The organism is Archangium violaceum Cb vi76 (assembly GCF_000733295.1).
Lineage (GTDB): Bacteria > Myxococcota > Myxococcia > Myxococcales > Myxococcaceae > Archangium > Archangium violaceum.
On the sequence record NZ_JPMI01000423.1, the window covers coordinates 74,044 to 90,035 of the forward strand.

At 68.8% G+C, this 15,992-nt stretch carries 16 protein-coding genes; 4 read left to right on the forward strand and 12 right to left on the reverse strand.

Annotated features, from left to right (window positions below; translation table 11 throughout):
* Positions 1-1,113: an MJ1255/VC2487 family glycosyltransferase gene (locus Q664_RS50100; protein WP_043414247.1), complete on the reverse strand. Its 1,113-nt coding sequence runs from the start codon at positions 1,111-1,113 to the stop codon at positions 1-3.
* A gap of 59 nt (positions 1,114-1,172) precedes the next feature.
* On the opposite strand from Q664_RS50100, the gene Q664_RS50105 reads away from it, so the two are divergent.
* Positions 1,173-1,487 (forward strand): hypothetical protein, encoded by a 315-nt coding sequence (locus Q664_RS50105; protein WP_235217188.1) that lies wholly within the window; start codon positions 1,173-1,175, stop codon positions 1,485-1,487.
* Between the two features lie 146 nt (positions 1,488-1,633).
* The gene (locus Q664_RS50110) at positions 1,634-2,533 is read left to right on the forward strand and encodes a LysR family transcriptional regulator (RefSeq protein WP_043414250.1); all 900 of its coding nucleotides are present in this window, start codon (positions 1,634-1,636) and stop codon (positions 2,531-2,533) included.
* Positions 2,534-2,603: 70 nt separating this feature from the next.
* Here Q664_RS50110 and Q664_RS50115 read toward each other — a convergent pair whose 3' ends face one another.
* Positions 2,604-3,362: an alpha/beta fold hydrolase gene (locus Q664_RS50115; RefSeq protein WP_043414252.1), complete on the reverse strand. Its 759-nt coding sequence runs from the start codon at positions 3,360-3,362 to the stop codon at positions 2,604-2,606.
* Positions 3,363-3,430: 68 nt separating this feature from the next.
* Positions 3,431-4,015 carry a TIGR02265 family protein gene (locus Q664_RS59845; RefSeq protein WP_043414255.1) on the reverse strand — a complete coding sequence of 195 codons (585 nt, stop codon included), beginning with the start codon at positions 4,013-4,015 and terminating at the stop codon, positions 3,431-3,433.
* A 256-nt stretch (positions 4,016-4,271) separates the two neighbouring features.
* Here Q664_RS59845 and Q664_RS50125 point away from each other — a divergent pair, with 256 nt between their 5' ends.
* On the forward strand, positions 4,272-5,102 hold the full coding sequence (locus Q664_RS50125; RefSeq protein WP_043414256.1) for a serine/threonine-protein kinase: 831 nt from the start codon (positions 4,272-4,274) through the stop codon (positions 5,100-5,102).
* 3 nt (positions 5,103-5,105) lie between these two features.
* On the opposite strand, the gene rsmB is transcribed toward Q664_RS50125, so the two are convergent.
* The 7 genes from rsmB to Q664_RS50155 form a co-directional block, all read right to left on the reverse strand.
* Positions 5,106-6,425, reverse strand: coding sequence for a 16S rRNA (cytosine(967)-C(5))-methyltransferase RsmB (gene rsmB, locus Q664_RS50130; protein WP_043414258.1), 1,320 nt, complete (start codon positions 6,423-6,425; stop codon positions 5,106-5,108).
* A 40-nt stretch (positions 6,426-6,465) separates the two neighbouring features.
* The gene (locus Q664_RS62545; protein ID WP_268811470.1) at positions 6,466-6,588 is read right to left on the reverse strand and encodes a hypothetical protein; all 123 of its coding nucleotides are present in this window, start codon (positions 6,586-6,588) and stop codon (positions 6,466-6,468) included.
* A 30-nt stretch (positions 6,589-6,618) separates the two neighbouring features.
* On the reverse strand, positions 6,619-7,284 hold the full coding sequence (locus Q664_RS50135; protein WP_043414260.1) for a hypothetical protein: 666 nt from the start codon (positions 7,282-7,284) through the stop codon (positions 6,619-6,621).
* Positions 7,285-7,297: 13 nt separating this feature from the next.
* The gene (locus Q664_RS50140; protein ID WP_043414262.1) at positions 7,298-9,112 is read right to left on the reverse strand and encodes a hypothetical protein; all 1,815 of its coding nucleotides are present in this window, start codon (positions 9,110-9,112) and stop codon (positions 7,298-7,300) included.
* Positions 9,113-9,434: 322 nt separating this feature from the next.
* A complete protein-coding gene (locus tag Q664_RS62550; protein WP_043414264.1) occupies positions 9,435-10,475 on the reverse strand; it encodes a type II 3-dehydroquinate dehydratase in 1,041 nt (346 codons plus the stop codon).
* A 19-nt stretch (positions 10,476-10,494) separates the two neighbouring features.
* On the reverse strand, positions 10,495-11,430 hold the full coding sequence (gene fmt, locus Q664_RS50150) for a methionyl-tRNA formyltransferase (RefSeq protein ID WP_043414267.1): 936 nt from the start codon (positions 11,428-11,430) through the stop codon (positions 10,495-10,497).
* A 31-nt stretch (positions 11,431-11,461) separates the two neighbouring features.
* Positions 11,462-12,022 carry a signal protein gene (locus tag Q664_RS50155; protein WP_326938821.1) on the reverse strand — a complete coding sequence of 187 codons (561 nt, stop codon included), beginning with the start codon at positions 12,020-12,022 and terminating at the stop codon, positions 11,462-11,464.
* 135 nt (positions 12,023-12,157) lie between these two features.
* On the opposite strand from Q664_RS50155, the gene Q664_RS50160 reads away from it, so the two are divergent.
* Complete coding sequence (locus Q664_RS50160) at positions 12,158-13,753, forward strand: HEAT repeat domain-containing protein (protein ID WP_043414272.1); 1,596 nt, start codon at positions 12,158-12,160, stop codon at positions 13,751-13,753.
* 9 nt (positions 13,754-13,762) lie between these two features.
* Here the strand turns inward: Q664_RS50160 and Q664_RS50165 are convergent, their stop codons facing one another.
* Complete coding sequence (locus Q664_RS50165; RefSeq protein WP_043414274.1) at positions 13,763-14,560, reverse strand: ribonuclease E inhibitor RraB; 798 nt, start codon at positions 14,558-14,560, stop codon at positions 13,763-13,765.
* Position 14,561: 1 nt separating this feature from the next.
* Positions 14,562-15,944 (reverse strand): SitA5 family polymorphic toxin, encoded by a 1,383-nt coding sequence (gene sitA5, locus Q664_RS50170; RefSeq protein ID WP_052519707.1) that lies wholly within the window; start codon positions 15,942-15,944, stop codon positions 14,562-14,564.
* Between the last annotated feature and the right edge of the window lie 48 nt (positions 15,945-15,992).

Here is a 15,992-nt window from a genome sequence, read left to right on the forward strand (position 1 = left end):
TCACGCCTTGGAGGGCTCGGCGGGACCCCCCTCTTCCCACCAGCGGCCCTTGTACTCGGCGGCGCGGGCGAGCTGCTCGCGCAGAGCGGCGAGCATCTTCTCGTTGCCGTCCTGCTCATAGCCCTTCAGCGCCTCCTGGCAGCTGGGGACACGCTGGAGGAAGTCGCGCAGGCGCTCGAGGGTGAGCTCGGGCGCGTACATGCCGTAGCCGAGCTTCTCCAGGTAGAGGGCGTTGAGCACCTGCTCGAACTGGCCCTTCACGGGCAGGGAGAGCAGGGGCTTGTGGAGGTAGACGGCCTCGCTCATGAGCGTGTAGCCGCCACCGGCGATGACGGCGCGGGCGGTGCGCAGGTCGTCGATGAAGCCCTTCTCGCTGAAGGGGCGGTAGAGGAGGTTGCCGTCCTTCACGTCCTCGGTGATGTCGCGGCGCATGCCGTAGATGTGGCAGGGCAGCCCGCTCTGCTCGAGGATCTCCGGCAGCTGCGTGTTGGTGGTGGACGTCTGGTAGACGAGCAGGTGCTCCCCGGGCTCGGACTTCGCGGAGAGGATCTCCGGCCGCAGGATGGAGGGCAGCAGCGTGGTGCGCTCCTTGCGGACGGGCGGGTAGAAGAAGGTGGTGACGAGGTAGTGGAAGCACCCGGGCAGCTTGGACTTCACCAGGGCGCGGGTGGCCTCGAAGTCATCCTCGAAACCGGCGAGCAGCGACGCATCGTGCTTCGCGCGGTTGATGATCTGCATGTTGTCCACGCTGATGACGGGCAGGCGGTGGTTGCGGGCGAAGAGGTAGCTGAAGCTCTCGAAGTCGCTCACCACCACGTCCGGCTGGAACTCCTCCACCAGCTCGAAGTACTGGCGCACGTTCTGCGGCCAGCCCTTCACGGCCCCGGAGAGGTTCTGCAGCACCGTCTGCCACTTCTTCACCGAGTTGCCCTCGTAGGCGATGGTGAAGCCCCAGATGCCATGCACGTTCTCGAAGCGTTTGGCCAGGTAGTCCTTGGCGCGCCCCGAGACGACGATATGGACCTCGTGCTCCTTGGCCAGCTCCTCGAGGAGCACGCGGGAGCGGGTGGCGTGTCCCATGCCTTCGCCAACGACACCGTAGAGGATTCTCATGGGCTGGGAGCATACGCGGGATGTGGCGCACGAGCCCATGCGGCGGTAGCGTCCCCGTCATGCAACATGAGGGAACGGACACCAAGGCCCCGGAGAGCAAGGTCCAGAAGAGCGCGGAGGGATTGACCCGGGCGGCCCTGCTGGGGCTGTGTGGCGGCATCCTCCTGGGCGGCCTCTTCCTGTTGGGGGTGGGATTCAAGACGCGCCTGTCCCCAGCGGACTGCACCGGCCTGTCCGAGATGGAGTGCAGCTTCAAGCGGGACGCCGAGCAGGAGATGGGCCGCATGCAGGTCATCATGGGCTCCGGCCTGCTGGCACTCGGAGCGGCCGTGGTGGTGCTGATGCGCTCGCGGGTCCGCGCGGCCTCCAGCTGAGGGCCCTTCGACCTCCAAGGGTTCATCGCCTCCTCCGTCAAGCAGCCGGACGGTCGAGCGGGGTAAGCGCTTTTGCCGGTGCGGCGTAGACCGGCTAATTAGCTCTAGCCTCGACATTAGGCTTCGGTTAGGAGAGGCCCCCTCTTATGCAGCTTGAATCCCTGAAGATGTTTTGTGACGTGGTGGAGACGGGCTCCTTCTCGAGGGCCGCGCAGCTCAACCACGTGACGCAGTCCGCGGTGAGCCAGCAGATCCGCGCCCTGGAGAACCGCTACGAGCAGAAGCTCCTGTCGCGCAGCGCCCGCCAGGTGACGCCGACGCCGGCGGGCGAGCGCCTGTTCCGCGGGTGCAAGGAGATCCTCGCCCGGTTCGCCGAGGTGGAGAACGAGATCCGCGAGCAGTCCACCGAGGTGCAGGGCACCACGACGGTGTCCACCATCTACTCGGTGGGTCTGCACGAGCTGCGCAACGTGCAGAAGCAGCTCCTGAAGACGCACCCCAAGGTGAACATGCGCCTGAACTACCGGCGCAATGATCAGGTCTACGACGACGTGATCCTCGGGGCGGCGGAGATTGGAATCGTGGCGTACCCGCAGCCGCGCGCGGGCGTGGACATCCACCCGTTCCGGGACGACAAGCTGGCGGTGGTGTGCTCGCCCACCCACCCGTTCGCCACCAAGACGAAGGTGAGCCTCACGGCGCTCTCCGGCGTGCCCTTCATCGCCTTCGATCGCGAGGCACCCACGCGCAAGGCGCTGGACCGGCTCTTCCGCGAGAAGAACCTGGACCTCAACCCGGTGATGGAGATCGACAACGTCGAGACCATCAAGCGCGCGGTGGAGATGGGCATCGGCGTGGCCATCCTCCCCATGGCCACGGTGTCGGCCGAGGTGGCGCAGGGCTCGGTCGTCTCCAAGCCCTTCGCCGAGGGCCCGGTGTCGCGCCCCATCGGGCTGCTCATCCGCAAGGGCAAGTACCTGGACCGGGCGTCGGCCGCGGTGCTCGAGGCCTTCAAGCTGGCCGAGGCCACCAGCGAGGAGCACTGAGCGCGTCCCGGGTTGAAGCAGCTCCGGCCCCGTGCCACCCCGCGTGGGAGGCACGGGGTCTTTCGTTTGCTCAGGCGGCGGTCTCGACCCCCGTGGCGGGCGCCAGCGCGTGCAGCCAGGGCGTCAGCAGCCGGGCGCACTCCTCGGGGTGGGTGAAGTAGGGCACGTGGCCCGCGCCGCGCAGCAGGTGCTGCGGTGTGCCCGGAGGCAGCGAGGCCGCGAGCCGCGCCAGGGTGGACGCGGGCACCAGCACGTCCCGGTCCCCCTGGATGCACAGGCACGAGACGGGCAGTGGGCGCAGCTCGGGAGGAGGCGGCTCGCGGCGGCAGGCGAAGGCGCGGTGGAGCGTGGTCATCCGCTCCAGCGTCGTGGTGGGCACCACGTCCGCCACCCGTTCGGCCGGAACGCGCTTCCACGAGGCCACACAGGCGGTGAACGGACCGGGGCGGCCCAGGACGGCGATGGGTCCCATCAGGGGGATGAGGTGGCCGCGCAACCCCAGGTGCTCGGGCCGGGTGAAGGAGCCCATGAAGGCCACCCCGCGCACCGCACCCGCCGCCGCCAGGTGTCCGGCCACCATGCCCCCGTAGGAGCTGGCCACCACCGCGTCCATCCGCCCCGCCGCCGTCAGCACCTGACGCGCCAGCTCCCCTGCCCCACAGGCGGCGAGGCCGCCTTCCGGGTACTCGACGAGGACGGGCCGGGCCACGAAGGAGAGCCGCTCGGCCAGGGCCCGGAAGCCGGCGCCCCGCGCACCCAACCCGGGCAGCAACAGCACCCGGGGACCCGTGCCTCGACCCATCTCCGTCAGCTCAACGACCCGGCGCATGTGCCTCCTTCGCGAACGCGCTCCGAACACCGCTCGCACGCCGCTTCTGCCCGTGCCCGCCTCCCTGCCTACCAGGAGACCTCGACCTCCGTCTCGTTCAGGCTCACCTGCCGTCCGGTGGCCTTCACGTCCGCCACCCGCGCCGCCTCGAAGAGGCCCCGCACCGCGCCCACCAGGTAGTCGCACGGCAGGGTGCTGCCCTTGATGGAGACGATGCCGCTGCCCGGCCCGGTCCATTGCACCGAGCACTCGCCATGCCGAACGGACGTCCGCCACGCCGAGGGGAAGCCGTTGAGCATCCGCCTCGGCTCTCCCCCGGCCAGCATCAGCAGCACCCGCCCCGCCCCGGACTCCAGGTACTCCGGCGCCACCTGGTGCCCCAGGCGCCACATCGCGCCCTCGAAGCCTCCGTGGTGCTCGCTCAGGGCCCACGCCGCGGCGTAGAGCAACCGGTTCAGCGCCCCGACGGGATAGCTGAAGAAGGCCATGAAGCGGCTGCCTCCGGCCGCGTCGACGCAGCGCCGCAGGAGCACTTCGTCATCGAGGCCGCGCACCACATCCAGCGCGCCCGTGAAGAAGAAGCCGCGCAGGGTGTCTTCCGGCCTGCACAGCGCCAACCGTTGCTCCAATTCCTGCAGTGAGCCCTTCTCCATTACATCCCCGGCGAGCGGGGGGACTCCCGCCCGGTCCCCTGTGACAAGCCCGAGTATTGGGCCTGCCGGGATGGAATCAAGACGCGTCGCGCGAGGAGACGAACACGCGGAGAAGCCAGGGTGCGCGAGGTAATCCCAGAATGGGGAACGTATGGGATGGGGTGACCCAGGGGAGCAGCCTCGTGTTCGAGGATGGACGTCCCGTGACGGGCCCCCCTGCCGTGACAGGGGGCCATCCCGTCTACACTCTTCGTTCATGAGCGCGCTGACCGCAGGTGACATCCTCGGAGGAGAGTGGCGCATCGTCCGACCGGCCTTCGGAGACGAGCCCGGCTCGGAGTACCGGGTGGAGCCCGTCGAAGGAGGAAGTGCCCGGCGGCTCACCCTGTGCCGCACGTTGCGGTCTCCCACCTCCGCCGAGCTGAAACGCTTCGAGGAGCTCATGCACTCGGGGGAGCGGACGCAGCACCCCGCCTTCCAGCCCGTGGAGGCCGTGGGGTACGACGTGGCCCGCGAGGCCCTGTGGATGGTGCGCCCCTGGTGGAATGGCGAGTCGCTGCCCTCGATGTTGGGAGGACTCCATCCGGTGGGCCTGGAGCTGCCCTACCTGCATGCGCTGGCGGATCAACTGGCGCAGGCGCTCACCGCCGCCCAGGCCGCGGGCATCGCCCATGGCCGGCTGCGGCCCACGCGGTTGCTCGTCGCGCCCGGGGGCAAGGGAGTGAGGTTGTGCCTGCTCGATCTGGGGCTGGAGGTCTTCCGCCGCACCCACGCGGCTGGCTGGCTGCGGCCCCCCCAGGTGGGCACGGCCTACGTGGCGCCCGAGTTGGGAGAGACGGGTCCCGTGCCCACTTCGGCCGATGTCTTCTCCTTCGGGCTCATCGTCCGGGACATGCTGGCCACGCGGCGGGACGGGGCGTGGTGTGGACGCTGGGAGCACTGGGTAGAGCGGGCCACGGCCGTGGCGGGCAGGCGGTTCAGCAGCGTCACCGAGGCCCTGAGGGCCCTGCTGCCGGTGCTGAGGGCCCTGCCGGATGAGCCACCGCCCCCGCCGCCGAACTACGAGCCCGGCATCCCCAGCGCGTAGGCCTCAGTACATCTTGCGCAGGCGCGCGGCGAAGAAGCCGTCCCAGCTCTCGGGGCCCGGGAGCGTGCGCAGGTAGGCCTGGGTGAGCGGGAGTTTCACCGACTCGTGCAGCACCGGCGGCTCCGCCGTCCACTCGGGATGGCTGCGCAGGAACATCTCCACCTGATCCTGCCCCTCCTGCGGCTCCAGGGTGCACACCGCGTACACCAGCAGGCCTCCGGGCGGCACCGCCTCCTGGCAGTTCTCCAGGATGCGCCGCTGCAACACCGCCAGCCGCCCGATGTCCTCCGGCTTGCGCCGGTAGCGCAGCTCCGGGTGCCGCCGCAGCGTCCCCAGGCCCGAGCACGGCGCATCCACCACGAACGCGTGGAACTCGCCCCACTCCTCCGGCCAGGGCTGGGACGCGTCATGCGCCTCGGCCCGCAGGCGCCCGGAGAGACCCAGCCGCTTCGCCTCGGATTCGATCTTCCGCAGCTTGTTGGCGTGGAGGTCCGTGGCCACCACCTCGTGCTTCTCGGCCTGATGGCACGCCTTGCCGCCGGGCGCCGCGCACGCATCCAGCACCCGCGCCGTCTCCGGGATGTCCCCGTACACCCCCACCAATTGAGCGGCCTCGTCCTGCACCTGCCACAGGCCCTCGGCGTAGCCGTAGATGTCCTCCAGCCGTCCCACGGGCGGCAGGACGATGCCCACCGGAGACACCGCCGTGGGCCGCACCTCGAGCCCCGTCTCGCGCAGCTGCTCCAGCAGCGCGTCGCGCGTCACCTTCGAGCTGTTGGCGCGGATGACCACCGCGGGCGTCTGGTTGTTGGCGACGAGGATCGACTCGGCACGCTCACGGCCGAACTGGCGCACCCAGCGCTCCACCATCCACTTGGGGTGGCTCTCGCGGACCGACAGGTGCTCGATGGCCTCCGTCTCCGGCGGCAGCGGCGGCGAGGGCAGCGAGGACAGCTTGCGCAGGATGGCGTTGACGAAGCCCGCCGCGCGAGTCAGCCCCACCTCCTTGAGCGCCTGCACCGTCTCGGCCACGGCGGCGCGGGCCGGGACGCGGGTGTAGAAGATTTGATAGGCCCCCACGCGCAGCGCGGCCAGGACCTTGTCCTCGAGCGCGTCCAGCTTCCGGTCGGCGAAGCGGGTGATGGCGTAGTCCAGCGCGAGCTGACGGCGGGTGGTCCCGTAGGTCAGCTCGGTGATGAGCCCCGTGTCCCGGGGATCGGCCGGCGGCGACTCCGAGAGCACCGTGTCGAGGACGACATTGAGGTACGCATCCGTGGCCCGGACGCGGCTCAGAACCTGGATGGCGATGGCACGTGCGTTCATCCTTCCCTCCCCGTACCACACTTCTCCTGCCCCGCGCGCACTACCTGCCCATCACCTTGGCGGCCCAGCGGCGCGTCGAGTCATCCGCGTTCTTCATCAATGACCGTCGGCATACTTCCATCAACCGCTCCAGCCCGGACAAGGCCATGAGCTCCATTGTCATTCCTGCGCCTCCCGATCTTGTCACGGGGCGTCATCTCCCGGTCACCTTGGCGAGCCAGCGGCGTGTCGCGTTGCTTTCTTGCATGTTCTTCATCAACGACTCGAAGCGCCCTGCTCGAATCAACTCCACCAATTGCTCATCCCGTGCGAGAACTTCGGCCATATCCCAAGGGAACAAGAGTTCCCTATCACCCGACTTCTGATAGCGAGGATGTGCGGCCAGCGCTTCCAGATAGTGTGAGTAACTGTCGAAAAAACGGTCCACGTTCGATGCCACGGGCATGACGTGAGCCTCAGGCTCATAGGTATCCACCTCTACCACAGGCTGCCTTCCCAATGCATCCGCGAGGCTCGGCACGGTGGCATAGGTATAGATATCACCGCCGAAGACAATCACAGGCTCCCCCAGCCCTTCCCACCAATTCTCCCGCCACCACCTGTTGTTCTCCTTGAGTTTATGCACCTGGTCATCCGACCGATCGAGGGTCCACCCGGCTCCTATCAATTCCGTGGCAAAAGCCGCATAACCCAGGCGAGCATAGACATCCGCCAGAACCGGATCGAAGGGCAGCCCCTCCAAGGAGCATCCAGCACGCGGCGGTTCGCGAGCAGGCGGCAAGGTCTCCACACTGAGCTTCAATCGCAGGCAGACATCAAACAGCCGCTCCAATCCAGGCAGGGGCATGAGCACCTCCATCGTTCTCTCTTGTCTATTCGAGGCCAGGGAATCGGCTCCGCAACTCGCGCAACGCGGCCTCCCTCGCGTCGTCCACGGTCTTCAACATCCCTGGAGGCTCGTCGGCGCGGTGGTACCAGGGCTCGAAATGTCTATCAATGATTTCGGCTGCTCGCCTCGCTTCATCCGTTGTCGGGTTGGGGCGAGCGGTTCGAAACCTCCCCCATAGGAAATTGACTCTTTGATGGACGTGCTCTTTCAACATCACGAGGTTTTCCCCGGCATTGACGTTCTCATCCGGGAAGAGGTGCGCGTATTGAAGTGGCCGCCGATGGTGGATGGGAAGATCCTTGTTTTGCTCCTGCAGGATTTTGGCGAACCGCGGGTACAGCTTGGCGTAATATGCACGGGCATCCTTTCGAAGCTCCTTCTTCAGATCGACATCCAACGGCTCCTGGATGGCCTGCTCGAGGCGGACGAAGAGGCCTCGCAGCTTCTTGCGCTCGCTGTGGCCCAGGGCCTGCTCGCCCTCCAGCAGCACCTTCGCCCAGAGTCGCTCGAAGGCGGCCTTCTCTTCTGGAGTCAACCGTCTGAGCGCGGTGCGCAGCCACCCGGCCACCACCTCGGGCTCGCGCCCCAGCGCCTTCGTCACCCACTCCAGCCCCTCCGTGGCGAAGAAGCCCAGGCCCTTGGCGATGATTCCCAACGCGAACCACAGCGCCAGCTCCTCCACGCCCCGCTGCGCCAGCCAGGCCGTGCCCTCCACCACGCCCTCCCGCCAACGCAGCAGGGTGGCCTCGTGCATGGACAGGTACCAGCTCTGCCCCGGTTGTGGCGGCGGACGCTCCACCCGCGCGGACTCCACCCGGCCCCGCGCCCGCGCCTCTCCCGGCTGATGCTCGGCCCGCAACACCACCCGCACCGTGCGCGCGCCCAACCCCTCGGTGAAGGGCAGCAACACCTGGACGAGGCGCCCCGCCACCTCCGGTGACAGCGCGAGCGGGCTGCCTCCCGGCCCCTCTCGTGTGCGCCGCACCTCCCGCAGCTGCCCTCCGGTGAGCCGGCCGTCCTCCAGCCACACTTCGAGCTCCACCCGTGACGCGCCACCCGCCGGGACCTGCACGGCACGCATCCACTTGCCGGCCACCTCGTGGAAGGTGAGGAAGGTGCCGGCCGGCGTGCCCGGCATGCGCATCGGCAGCCTCCGGGCCTCGGGCGGCCGGGCCGCCGTGCGGGAGGCGTCGTAGTCCACCGCCCAGCGCGCCGCCTCACGCCGCAGCCGCAACACCACCTCTCCGGTCCGCCCTCCCACGTACTCGGTGAGGACGAGGCGCAGCACCCGCGTCAGCTCTGGCGCCTCCACCGGCCGCCCCTCGCTTCCGCTGCCTCGCTCCTCCTGGTAGCCCACCAGCGTCAGCGCGCCGTCTTCCACCCAGAAGGTGAAGGCCAGCACCGCTCCCACATCCTCCACCCCGCTGCACAGGCCCACCACGCGCGCCAGTGCCCTCTCCGCCTCCGCCTCCCGCGCCGCCGTCGGCTCCCTGCCTTCCCGCTGCGCCGCCCACACCAGCGCCTCCGCCCTCTCCTCTTCCAACCGGCGCGCCCGCGCCCTCACCTCCTCGGAAGTGGCCATGCCCTCCGGCCCGTGCGCCCACGCCTCCGCCGAGGTGTCCGCTGAAGCGGGCGGCACTCCCGCTCCCCTCCCGGTGGCGGAGGCCGTGGGACTGCGCGCGGGCGCCGCCGCGTTGAAGAACGGGGGGGTGGGCGGACGATGGCCCAGGCCCATCAGCGAGCCACGTCCGGGGACACCCGTGGCGCACCCGGCCTGCAACACGAACACGAGGAGCACCCATGCCACCCACAAGGGCCGAGGCCGCGCCGCGCCTGACGAGCACGCATGGCCTCGGCGAGTGGACATGGCACACATCAAAGCAAGGCGTGGAACCTGGAAACCAGGGCCCGGCACCCCGGAAGAACATGTCTGGGCACAACCCGACAGGAGGCGCCGAGGGAGAAGATCGGCCGCGCGCGGGCCTTCTTCGCGGCGTGAGCGCGTACCCGGGAGACCCTCTCACTGGTAGACGTCTACCAGTGATGTAGGCCGGTGTGTACAGCCAATGGTAGACGTCTACCACTGGAGCGCCCTGGGAGCCACTCCAGAGGGGAGCAGCTCACCTGTCCAACCGGGTCATCATGTTCACGAGCTCCGAATCCGACAGCTTGCTGGCGGGCAGGGAGGAAAGGGAGAGCAGCAGATCCTCCAGCATGTCCTCGTAGCCAGTCTCCGCCGAAGCTCCGCGCTGTACCTCCGCCCACTTCGAGCGCGCCCACGCCGCCAGCTCCGCCGCAGTCAGCCTGCCCGCCAGCCGGTCGGCGATCTTCTGCCGCACCAGGGCCCGGGACAGGACGTTCGCCGCGGGAGTCCCCTCCGCGCCCTTCACCTTGCGGCCCAGCGTCTTCGAGGACGTGCTCGGCGCGGCCGACGCCTCCACCTTGCGGCCCAGCGTCTTGCGGCTCCCGCCCGAGGGAGCCAGGGCCTTCACCGGTGCATCGGAGGCACGCGCCAGGGCCCCCGGCGGCCTCACCGCCAGGGACTTCTCCCGGGGAATGTCCTTCTCGCGGCGGCCGAGCGTCTTGCCCTTCCCCTCCGGCTCCGCGGCCTCGCCGTCCTCCCCGGACCAGGCGGCATCCACCACGCCGTCATCGTCCTCCGCGCCCGCATCCTCCACTTCGTCCTCCGCGCCCTCGTCCTCCGCCTCCTCGTCCTCTTCTTCCTCGTCCTCCTCCGTCAGCTCCCCGGTGAGGTCGCCGCTGGCGAAGCGCTCGAGCGCCTCGAGGTACGAGTGGAAGCCCTGGCCCTCGATGGTGGCGGCACAGGCCTCGGCCACCACGGACTCGCGCTCGCCGAGCCGCTCCAGGTACACCTCGATGGCGGGCACGCCCACCAGCTCGAGCGCCTCCATGAGGGGGTAGGAGCCGAAGAGCCCCGCGGGGCTCACCACCACGCCATCCAGCCGGGAACGCTCGGCATGCAGGGTGTCGAGGAGGACGCCCTCGTGGTTGGACTGCACCACCTTCAACTCCAGCCCCAGCTCCGTGGCCCGGGCCGTCAGCGCGGCATCGAGGTCCGCGAGCCGCCCGCCCTGCCCTCCCTCCCGCTCGCCCAACAGGTTCAGGTTCGGCCCGTGCAGGACCAGCAGCCTCTTGCCCATGTCGCGTGTCCTCTTCTTCCTATGTCTCGAAGGGCCGGCTGCCCGGCGCCAGTTTGCGGCCCGCGAGAAAATCCCCCGCCGTCATCACCCGCTTGCCCTCGGGCTGCACCTCCAGCAGCACCAGGGAGCCCTCGCCACACGCCACCTCCAGCCCCTGCGGCCCCGCGGACACCACCGTGCCCGGCGCCCCACTGCCCTGCCCCACCTTCGCCCGGTGCACCTTGAACAGCTTGCCCTCCAGCGTGGTGAAGGCTCCGGGCCACGGAGTGAAGGCGCGCAGACGCCGCTCCAGCTCCACCGCCGGCCGCGTGAAGTCGAGCTTCCCCTCCTCCTTCTCGATGATGGGGGCGAGCACCACGCCCTCCGAGGGCTGCGGCTTCGGCTTCAGCTCGCCGCGCAGGTACGCGGGGAGGTGCTCGCGCAGCAGCGCTCCGCCCAGCTTGGAGAGCTTGTCGTGCAGCGTCGCGCTCGTCTCGTCCGGGGCGATGGGCAGGCGCTTCTCGGCCAGCACCGGGCCGGTGTCCAGGCCCTCGTCCATCACCATCAACGCCACGCCCGTCTCCGGGTCGCCATGGGCGATGGCCCACTGGATGGGGGCGGCGCCCCGGAAGCGCGGCAGCAGCGAGGCGTGCACGTTGAGGCACCCCTTCACGGGCGTCTCCAGCACGTCCTTGGGGAGGATCTTCCCGTAGGCCGTCACCACGGCGACGTCCGGGGCGAGCTTGCGCAGCTCCTCGGAGAAGGGAGGGGTGCGCAGCTTCTGGGGCTGGAGCACGGGGACGCCGCGCTCGAGCGCGTAGGCCTTCACCGGAGAAACAGCGAGCGCCTGACCACGGCCCTTGGGCTTGTCCGGCTGGGTGACGACGGCCACCACGTCTCCGATGTCGAAGAGGGCGGCCAGGGAGGACACGGCGAACTCGGGCGTGCCCATGAAGACGATGCGGGGGCGGGTCATAGGAGAGAGCCTTCTGCTGGACTGGGAGGCTTCAGGCAACGGTCTTCAGCGCCCCCGAGGTGGGACCTTCGGTGGCCTGACGTTTCCGGGCGCGGAGGGAGCCGAGGATGCTGAGCGCGGCCTGGGTCTCCTGCGTGGTGGCCAGGGGCTGCAGGGTCTCGATGACCTCGGAGAGGAGCCGGGCCTCCTCGGCCTCGCGCTCGCGGATTCGGTCCACGGCCTCGCTGAAGCGGTCGAAGAAGCCGCGCAGCTCGTCCTTCTTGCGCAGCGGACGCATGCGCGGGTAGCGGCCGGCGGCGAGCGTCGCGATGTAGAGGCTCATCACATACACGGGGCCGGCCACGCGGTGGGTGAGCACGAGCCCCATGAGGACCATCAGCCCCGCCATGCACAGCGCGCCGAGCCCGGTGAGCCAGAGGATGGTCTCTCCACTGGTGGCCAGGTCCAGGGGAGAGGCGCCGCTGTCCACCGCGGCCCGGTGCGCCCGGTACGCCAGCACCCCCACGAGCAACACCCCGCCTCCGCCGAGCGCGGCGAGCCGGAGCATGTACCGGAGCTGGAACCCGGGATCGACCAGGTATTTCCGGCGCACGACATGAGGACGGGTGGAAGGTTGATTATCGACGGACATGGCGTTGAGCAGCGTACTCCAATCTCCCGGGTCGGTTTGCTCCTTCCGACAGGATGGGTTTACAGGAAAAGCGCCTACAACCCATTGGGGGGTCCCATGTCTCGCCTACTTGCCGCAACGAGCCTGGCGCTCGTGCTCCTTCTCTCCGGGTGCAAGGTGGACCCGACCTCCCCGGAGTACTGGGAAAAGACGCTGGGCAAGGCACGGCGCGCCCAGGACAAGGTGCGGGTGCTCGAGACGCTGCGGAGCTCGGGCCAGCTCAACGCGAGCTTCCTGCCCTTCCTGCACGGGCAGCTCGCATCGGACGAGAAGCCCGAGGTGAAGGCCGCGGTGGTGCGGGCGCTCGCCGACGTGAAGAACCCCGCCTCGGTGGAGCCCTTGGGCAACGCGGTGGACCTGACCGCGACGGACTCGGCCGGCAATCTGTTGAACAAGGAGCTGGCCTCGGCGCTGGGAGAGATTGGCGACCCCAAGGCCGTGCCCATGCTGATGAAGCTGCTGAAGGCACGGGACAACTACACGCGAATCGAGGCCGTGGAGGCGTTGGGGCAGATGCGCGTGAAGGAAGCGGTGGAGCCGCTCATGGCGCTGGCCACGGATGAGAGCGCGGAGCTCTTCCTGAACAAGAAGGCCATTGAAGCGCTGGGCCGTATCGGGGACGCGCGAGCGGTGCCGACGCTGGTGCGGATGCTGACGAAGGAGCGCCGGGGGGTGTCCTTCTACGTGGAGAGCTCGTTCTCGCTCTTCCAGCTGGGCCAGCCGGCGTCAGACGCACTGCTCGCGGTGCTGGAGGGCAAGGACACGGAGCTGTCGAGCTGGGCTCAGCGCAACGGCATCAACCCGGCGAGCTACTCCTTCAAGGCGGCGCAGTTGCTGGGAGACCTGAGGGAGCGCCGGGCGGAGGCGGCGCTGCTGAAGCAGCTCGAGTTCAAGCACGAGGATCCGCGAATCCAGGCCATCGTGCGGACACGGGCGGCGGACGCGCTGGCGAGGATGCGCTCGACGGCGGCGGTGAAACCCATCGCGGCACTGGTGTCCGAACCGGATGCGGGGGTGCGCGGGGAGTACACGCATGCACTGGCTCGGATGGGCGGACGCGACGCGCTGCCGGCGCTGGAGAAGGCGGCGGGCCAGGGGGACTGGTACGCACGCGAAGCGGCGCTCGAGGCGCTGACGATGCTGGGAGACGCGCGGGAGATGCCGGTGCTGGAGAAGCTGGCGGCGGCGGAGCCGGCGAAGACGGCGGCCGAATGCGAGGCGTTGGGAGGCGAGGGATGTGGAGACCCGGTGGCGCTGGGGAAGAAGCGGGTGGAGACGATCGCGCGGCACGGCAAGCGGCTGGAGGCGGCGAAGGCGTGCGGGACGGACACGGGCTGCTGGGTGAAGAAGCTGGAGGACGCGGACAAGGGTGTGGTGGCGCGCGCGGCGATGGAGGTGGGGCGCGGCAAGGCGGCGGCACACGTGGGGGCGCTGCTGGCACGACTGACGGAGAAGGACCCGGACACGCGGATGGCCCTCATCCTCGGGGCGGAGTGGCTGGCGGAGGACACGAAGGACGCGGCGGCGCTGGCGCGCAACGCACTGCCCACGCTGGAGAAGCAACTCACCGAGGAGAAGAGCAGCACGGAGTACGTGAGGGCGAACGAGGACCTGCGGCGGCTGGTGGCGAGGCTTCAGCGGCAGAAGACATGAGAGGGATGGTCACCCTGGAGCGGGGGTGACGTCCATCTCGTGACCGTCGTACTCCCCGGAGTGCGCCTGGGCGAGGCGCTCGAGGGTCTCACGCACGGAGTCCAGGTCCACATCCGGGCTCACCGTGTGCGTGACGAGGACGAGCCAGTTCTTCCCCTCGGCGCTCTTGCGGCGCTCCACCGTGAAGCCTTGCGCGGAGAGTTGGTCCGCCACCGACTTGCTGTCCTTCGCCTTCGGAAGGTACAGGAAGTGCCGCACACGCCGCAGGGATGAATCATCCGGAAGCTTGGGTGTCTCGGGTACCGGGGACGATTCCCTCAGCGCTGGGGGAATGCCGATGTCATGCTCGGGCCGCCATTCGTTCGTCAAAGCGGACACCAGGGAGTCATGAAGGAAAATGGAGAAGATGGGCAGGTAACGCTGCTCCTCACTGAGGTCTCGAACCAACGTCTCCTTCGAGCCCTCGCATATCCGCCAGGCTAGCACCCTGCCTTCCCGACTCCTGGCTCCCGCCCACCGGTACACGGCCGGGAACGCCTTGTCGGGTGACACTGGGTGGTGGGCAACAACCTCGACAGTGCCCTGAGAGACCGCCACTCGCGCCGGGTAGAAGGCGAAGAAGGCCTTCGGGTGATGGACCAACTCCGTGAATTCTGTCGGACGCGCGGTGAAGAAGCCGGGCAGGATGCGGATGACCTCTCGATACGGCTCCTCGGTGAAATAGGTGTAGTGAATATAAGCCAACCCACGAGGCGTGCCGACCTCCAGGACATCTCCGAGCCGTGCCCGCTTGCGCCGCTTCGTCATATCACGGCCCCGTGTAGCCGATGGATTCGAGAAGCTCCAGCCCCCGGCGCAGCGCGGCGGCATGCTTCGGGTTGGAACGGGCGATGCTGTTGATGCGGTTCATCAGCGTCCCTCCGTTCTTGCTCAACCCATGGATTTCAATCAACGCCTGCTCGACAGCCCGCGCATCCTCTCTTGACAGCCTTTCCATGAGCGCATCGATGTGGAGGCCCCTTTGTCTGAATTGCTCCGCGGAGCGCCTCGCCATCTTATCGGTAATACCCACATAATCCACCTCTTGGGTCACCTTGTCCCTGGAAATGTAAACGGATGTCTTCCCCGAAGAACCATTCCCACCACCCGGCCCCTGGGCCGACATGGCCACCGCGCCCGGCGCGAGGGCAATGGTGAAAGCGCCCTCAGCGGACACTGCCACGGAGCGCACCTCGCCCACCGCGGCCCACCGGAAGCCCGCCTGGGACTGCGCCAACACCGCCGCCCGAGAGGCGCCTGGCAGGCCCGGCCCCTTCACCGCCAGCCCCGCCGTGTTCCCCATCGCCGCCGTCGTCAGCAGGAGGAAGACTCGCGCCGCGTTCTTCCCCATCACCCGACCGAAGCGCTCGCCCGCCGCGCGCAGCTCGTCGAAGGTGGTGGCTCGTTCCACCTCCGCCACCAACAGCCTCCAGCCCTGGATGAGGCTCCAGACGGTGTCCACCCCCAGGTAGGCGATGAGCCCGGCCGTCAATGTGGCAGCCAGGCCCTTGCTTGCTGGCTCGGGCAGCAACCAGAGCGTCATGTAGAGCGCCATCCCGGATACGAGGGTGGCTCGCACCGCGTCCGGGTCGGCCATGCCCTTGAAGGCATCCATCGTCTCGTTCCACACCGTGCCGAGGGCGAACTCCATGGCCAGGGCGTACCGGCCATCCACATCGAGAATCGGTCCCTCCTTCAGCAGAGAGAGGCAGTCCCGGCAACGCTCCTGGCGCTCACACCAGCGGCCGTAGTCATGCGTCAGCGCGAGGCACTCCCGAGCCGCTCGCCGCGCCGCCTCCTCCGCAAAGTCCAACTTCGGGCGCCGCCCCGTCCACTCCAGGTAGACCTCCTCCTGCCGTGGCGAGTCGAACATCAGCCGCCGGGCGTTTTGCAGGGGGTTGGCGGCGGGCCGCACATCCCGCGCCAGTACGGCCAATGACTCCTCGAGCTCGCCCTCGCTCAGTTGCACCGGTGGCTCGCCGCCATGTGGAGTGAAGACGAGCGGCCTGTCCCGTCCCGTGTCCAGGCGCACCACATGCGTGGCCGTGCCACACCCGGCGAGTGACAGCAACAGCGCCACGAGCGCCAACACGATGATGTGAGCGACGGGACGCGCGTGGGTCAGGCGCGAGCCAACGAAACAGGTGAACAAGCCACACCTCCCCTTCGAGCCGCGCGCACTGAACGCGGAGCCATGATT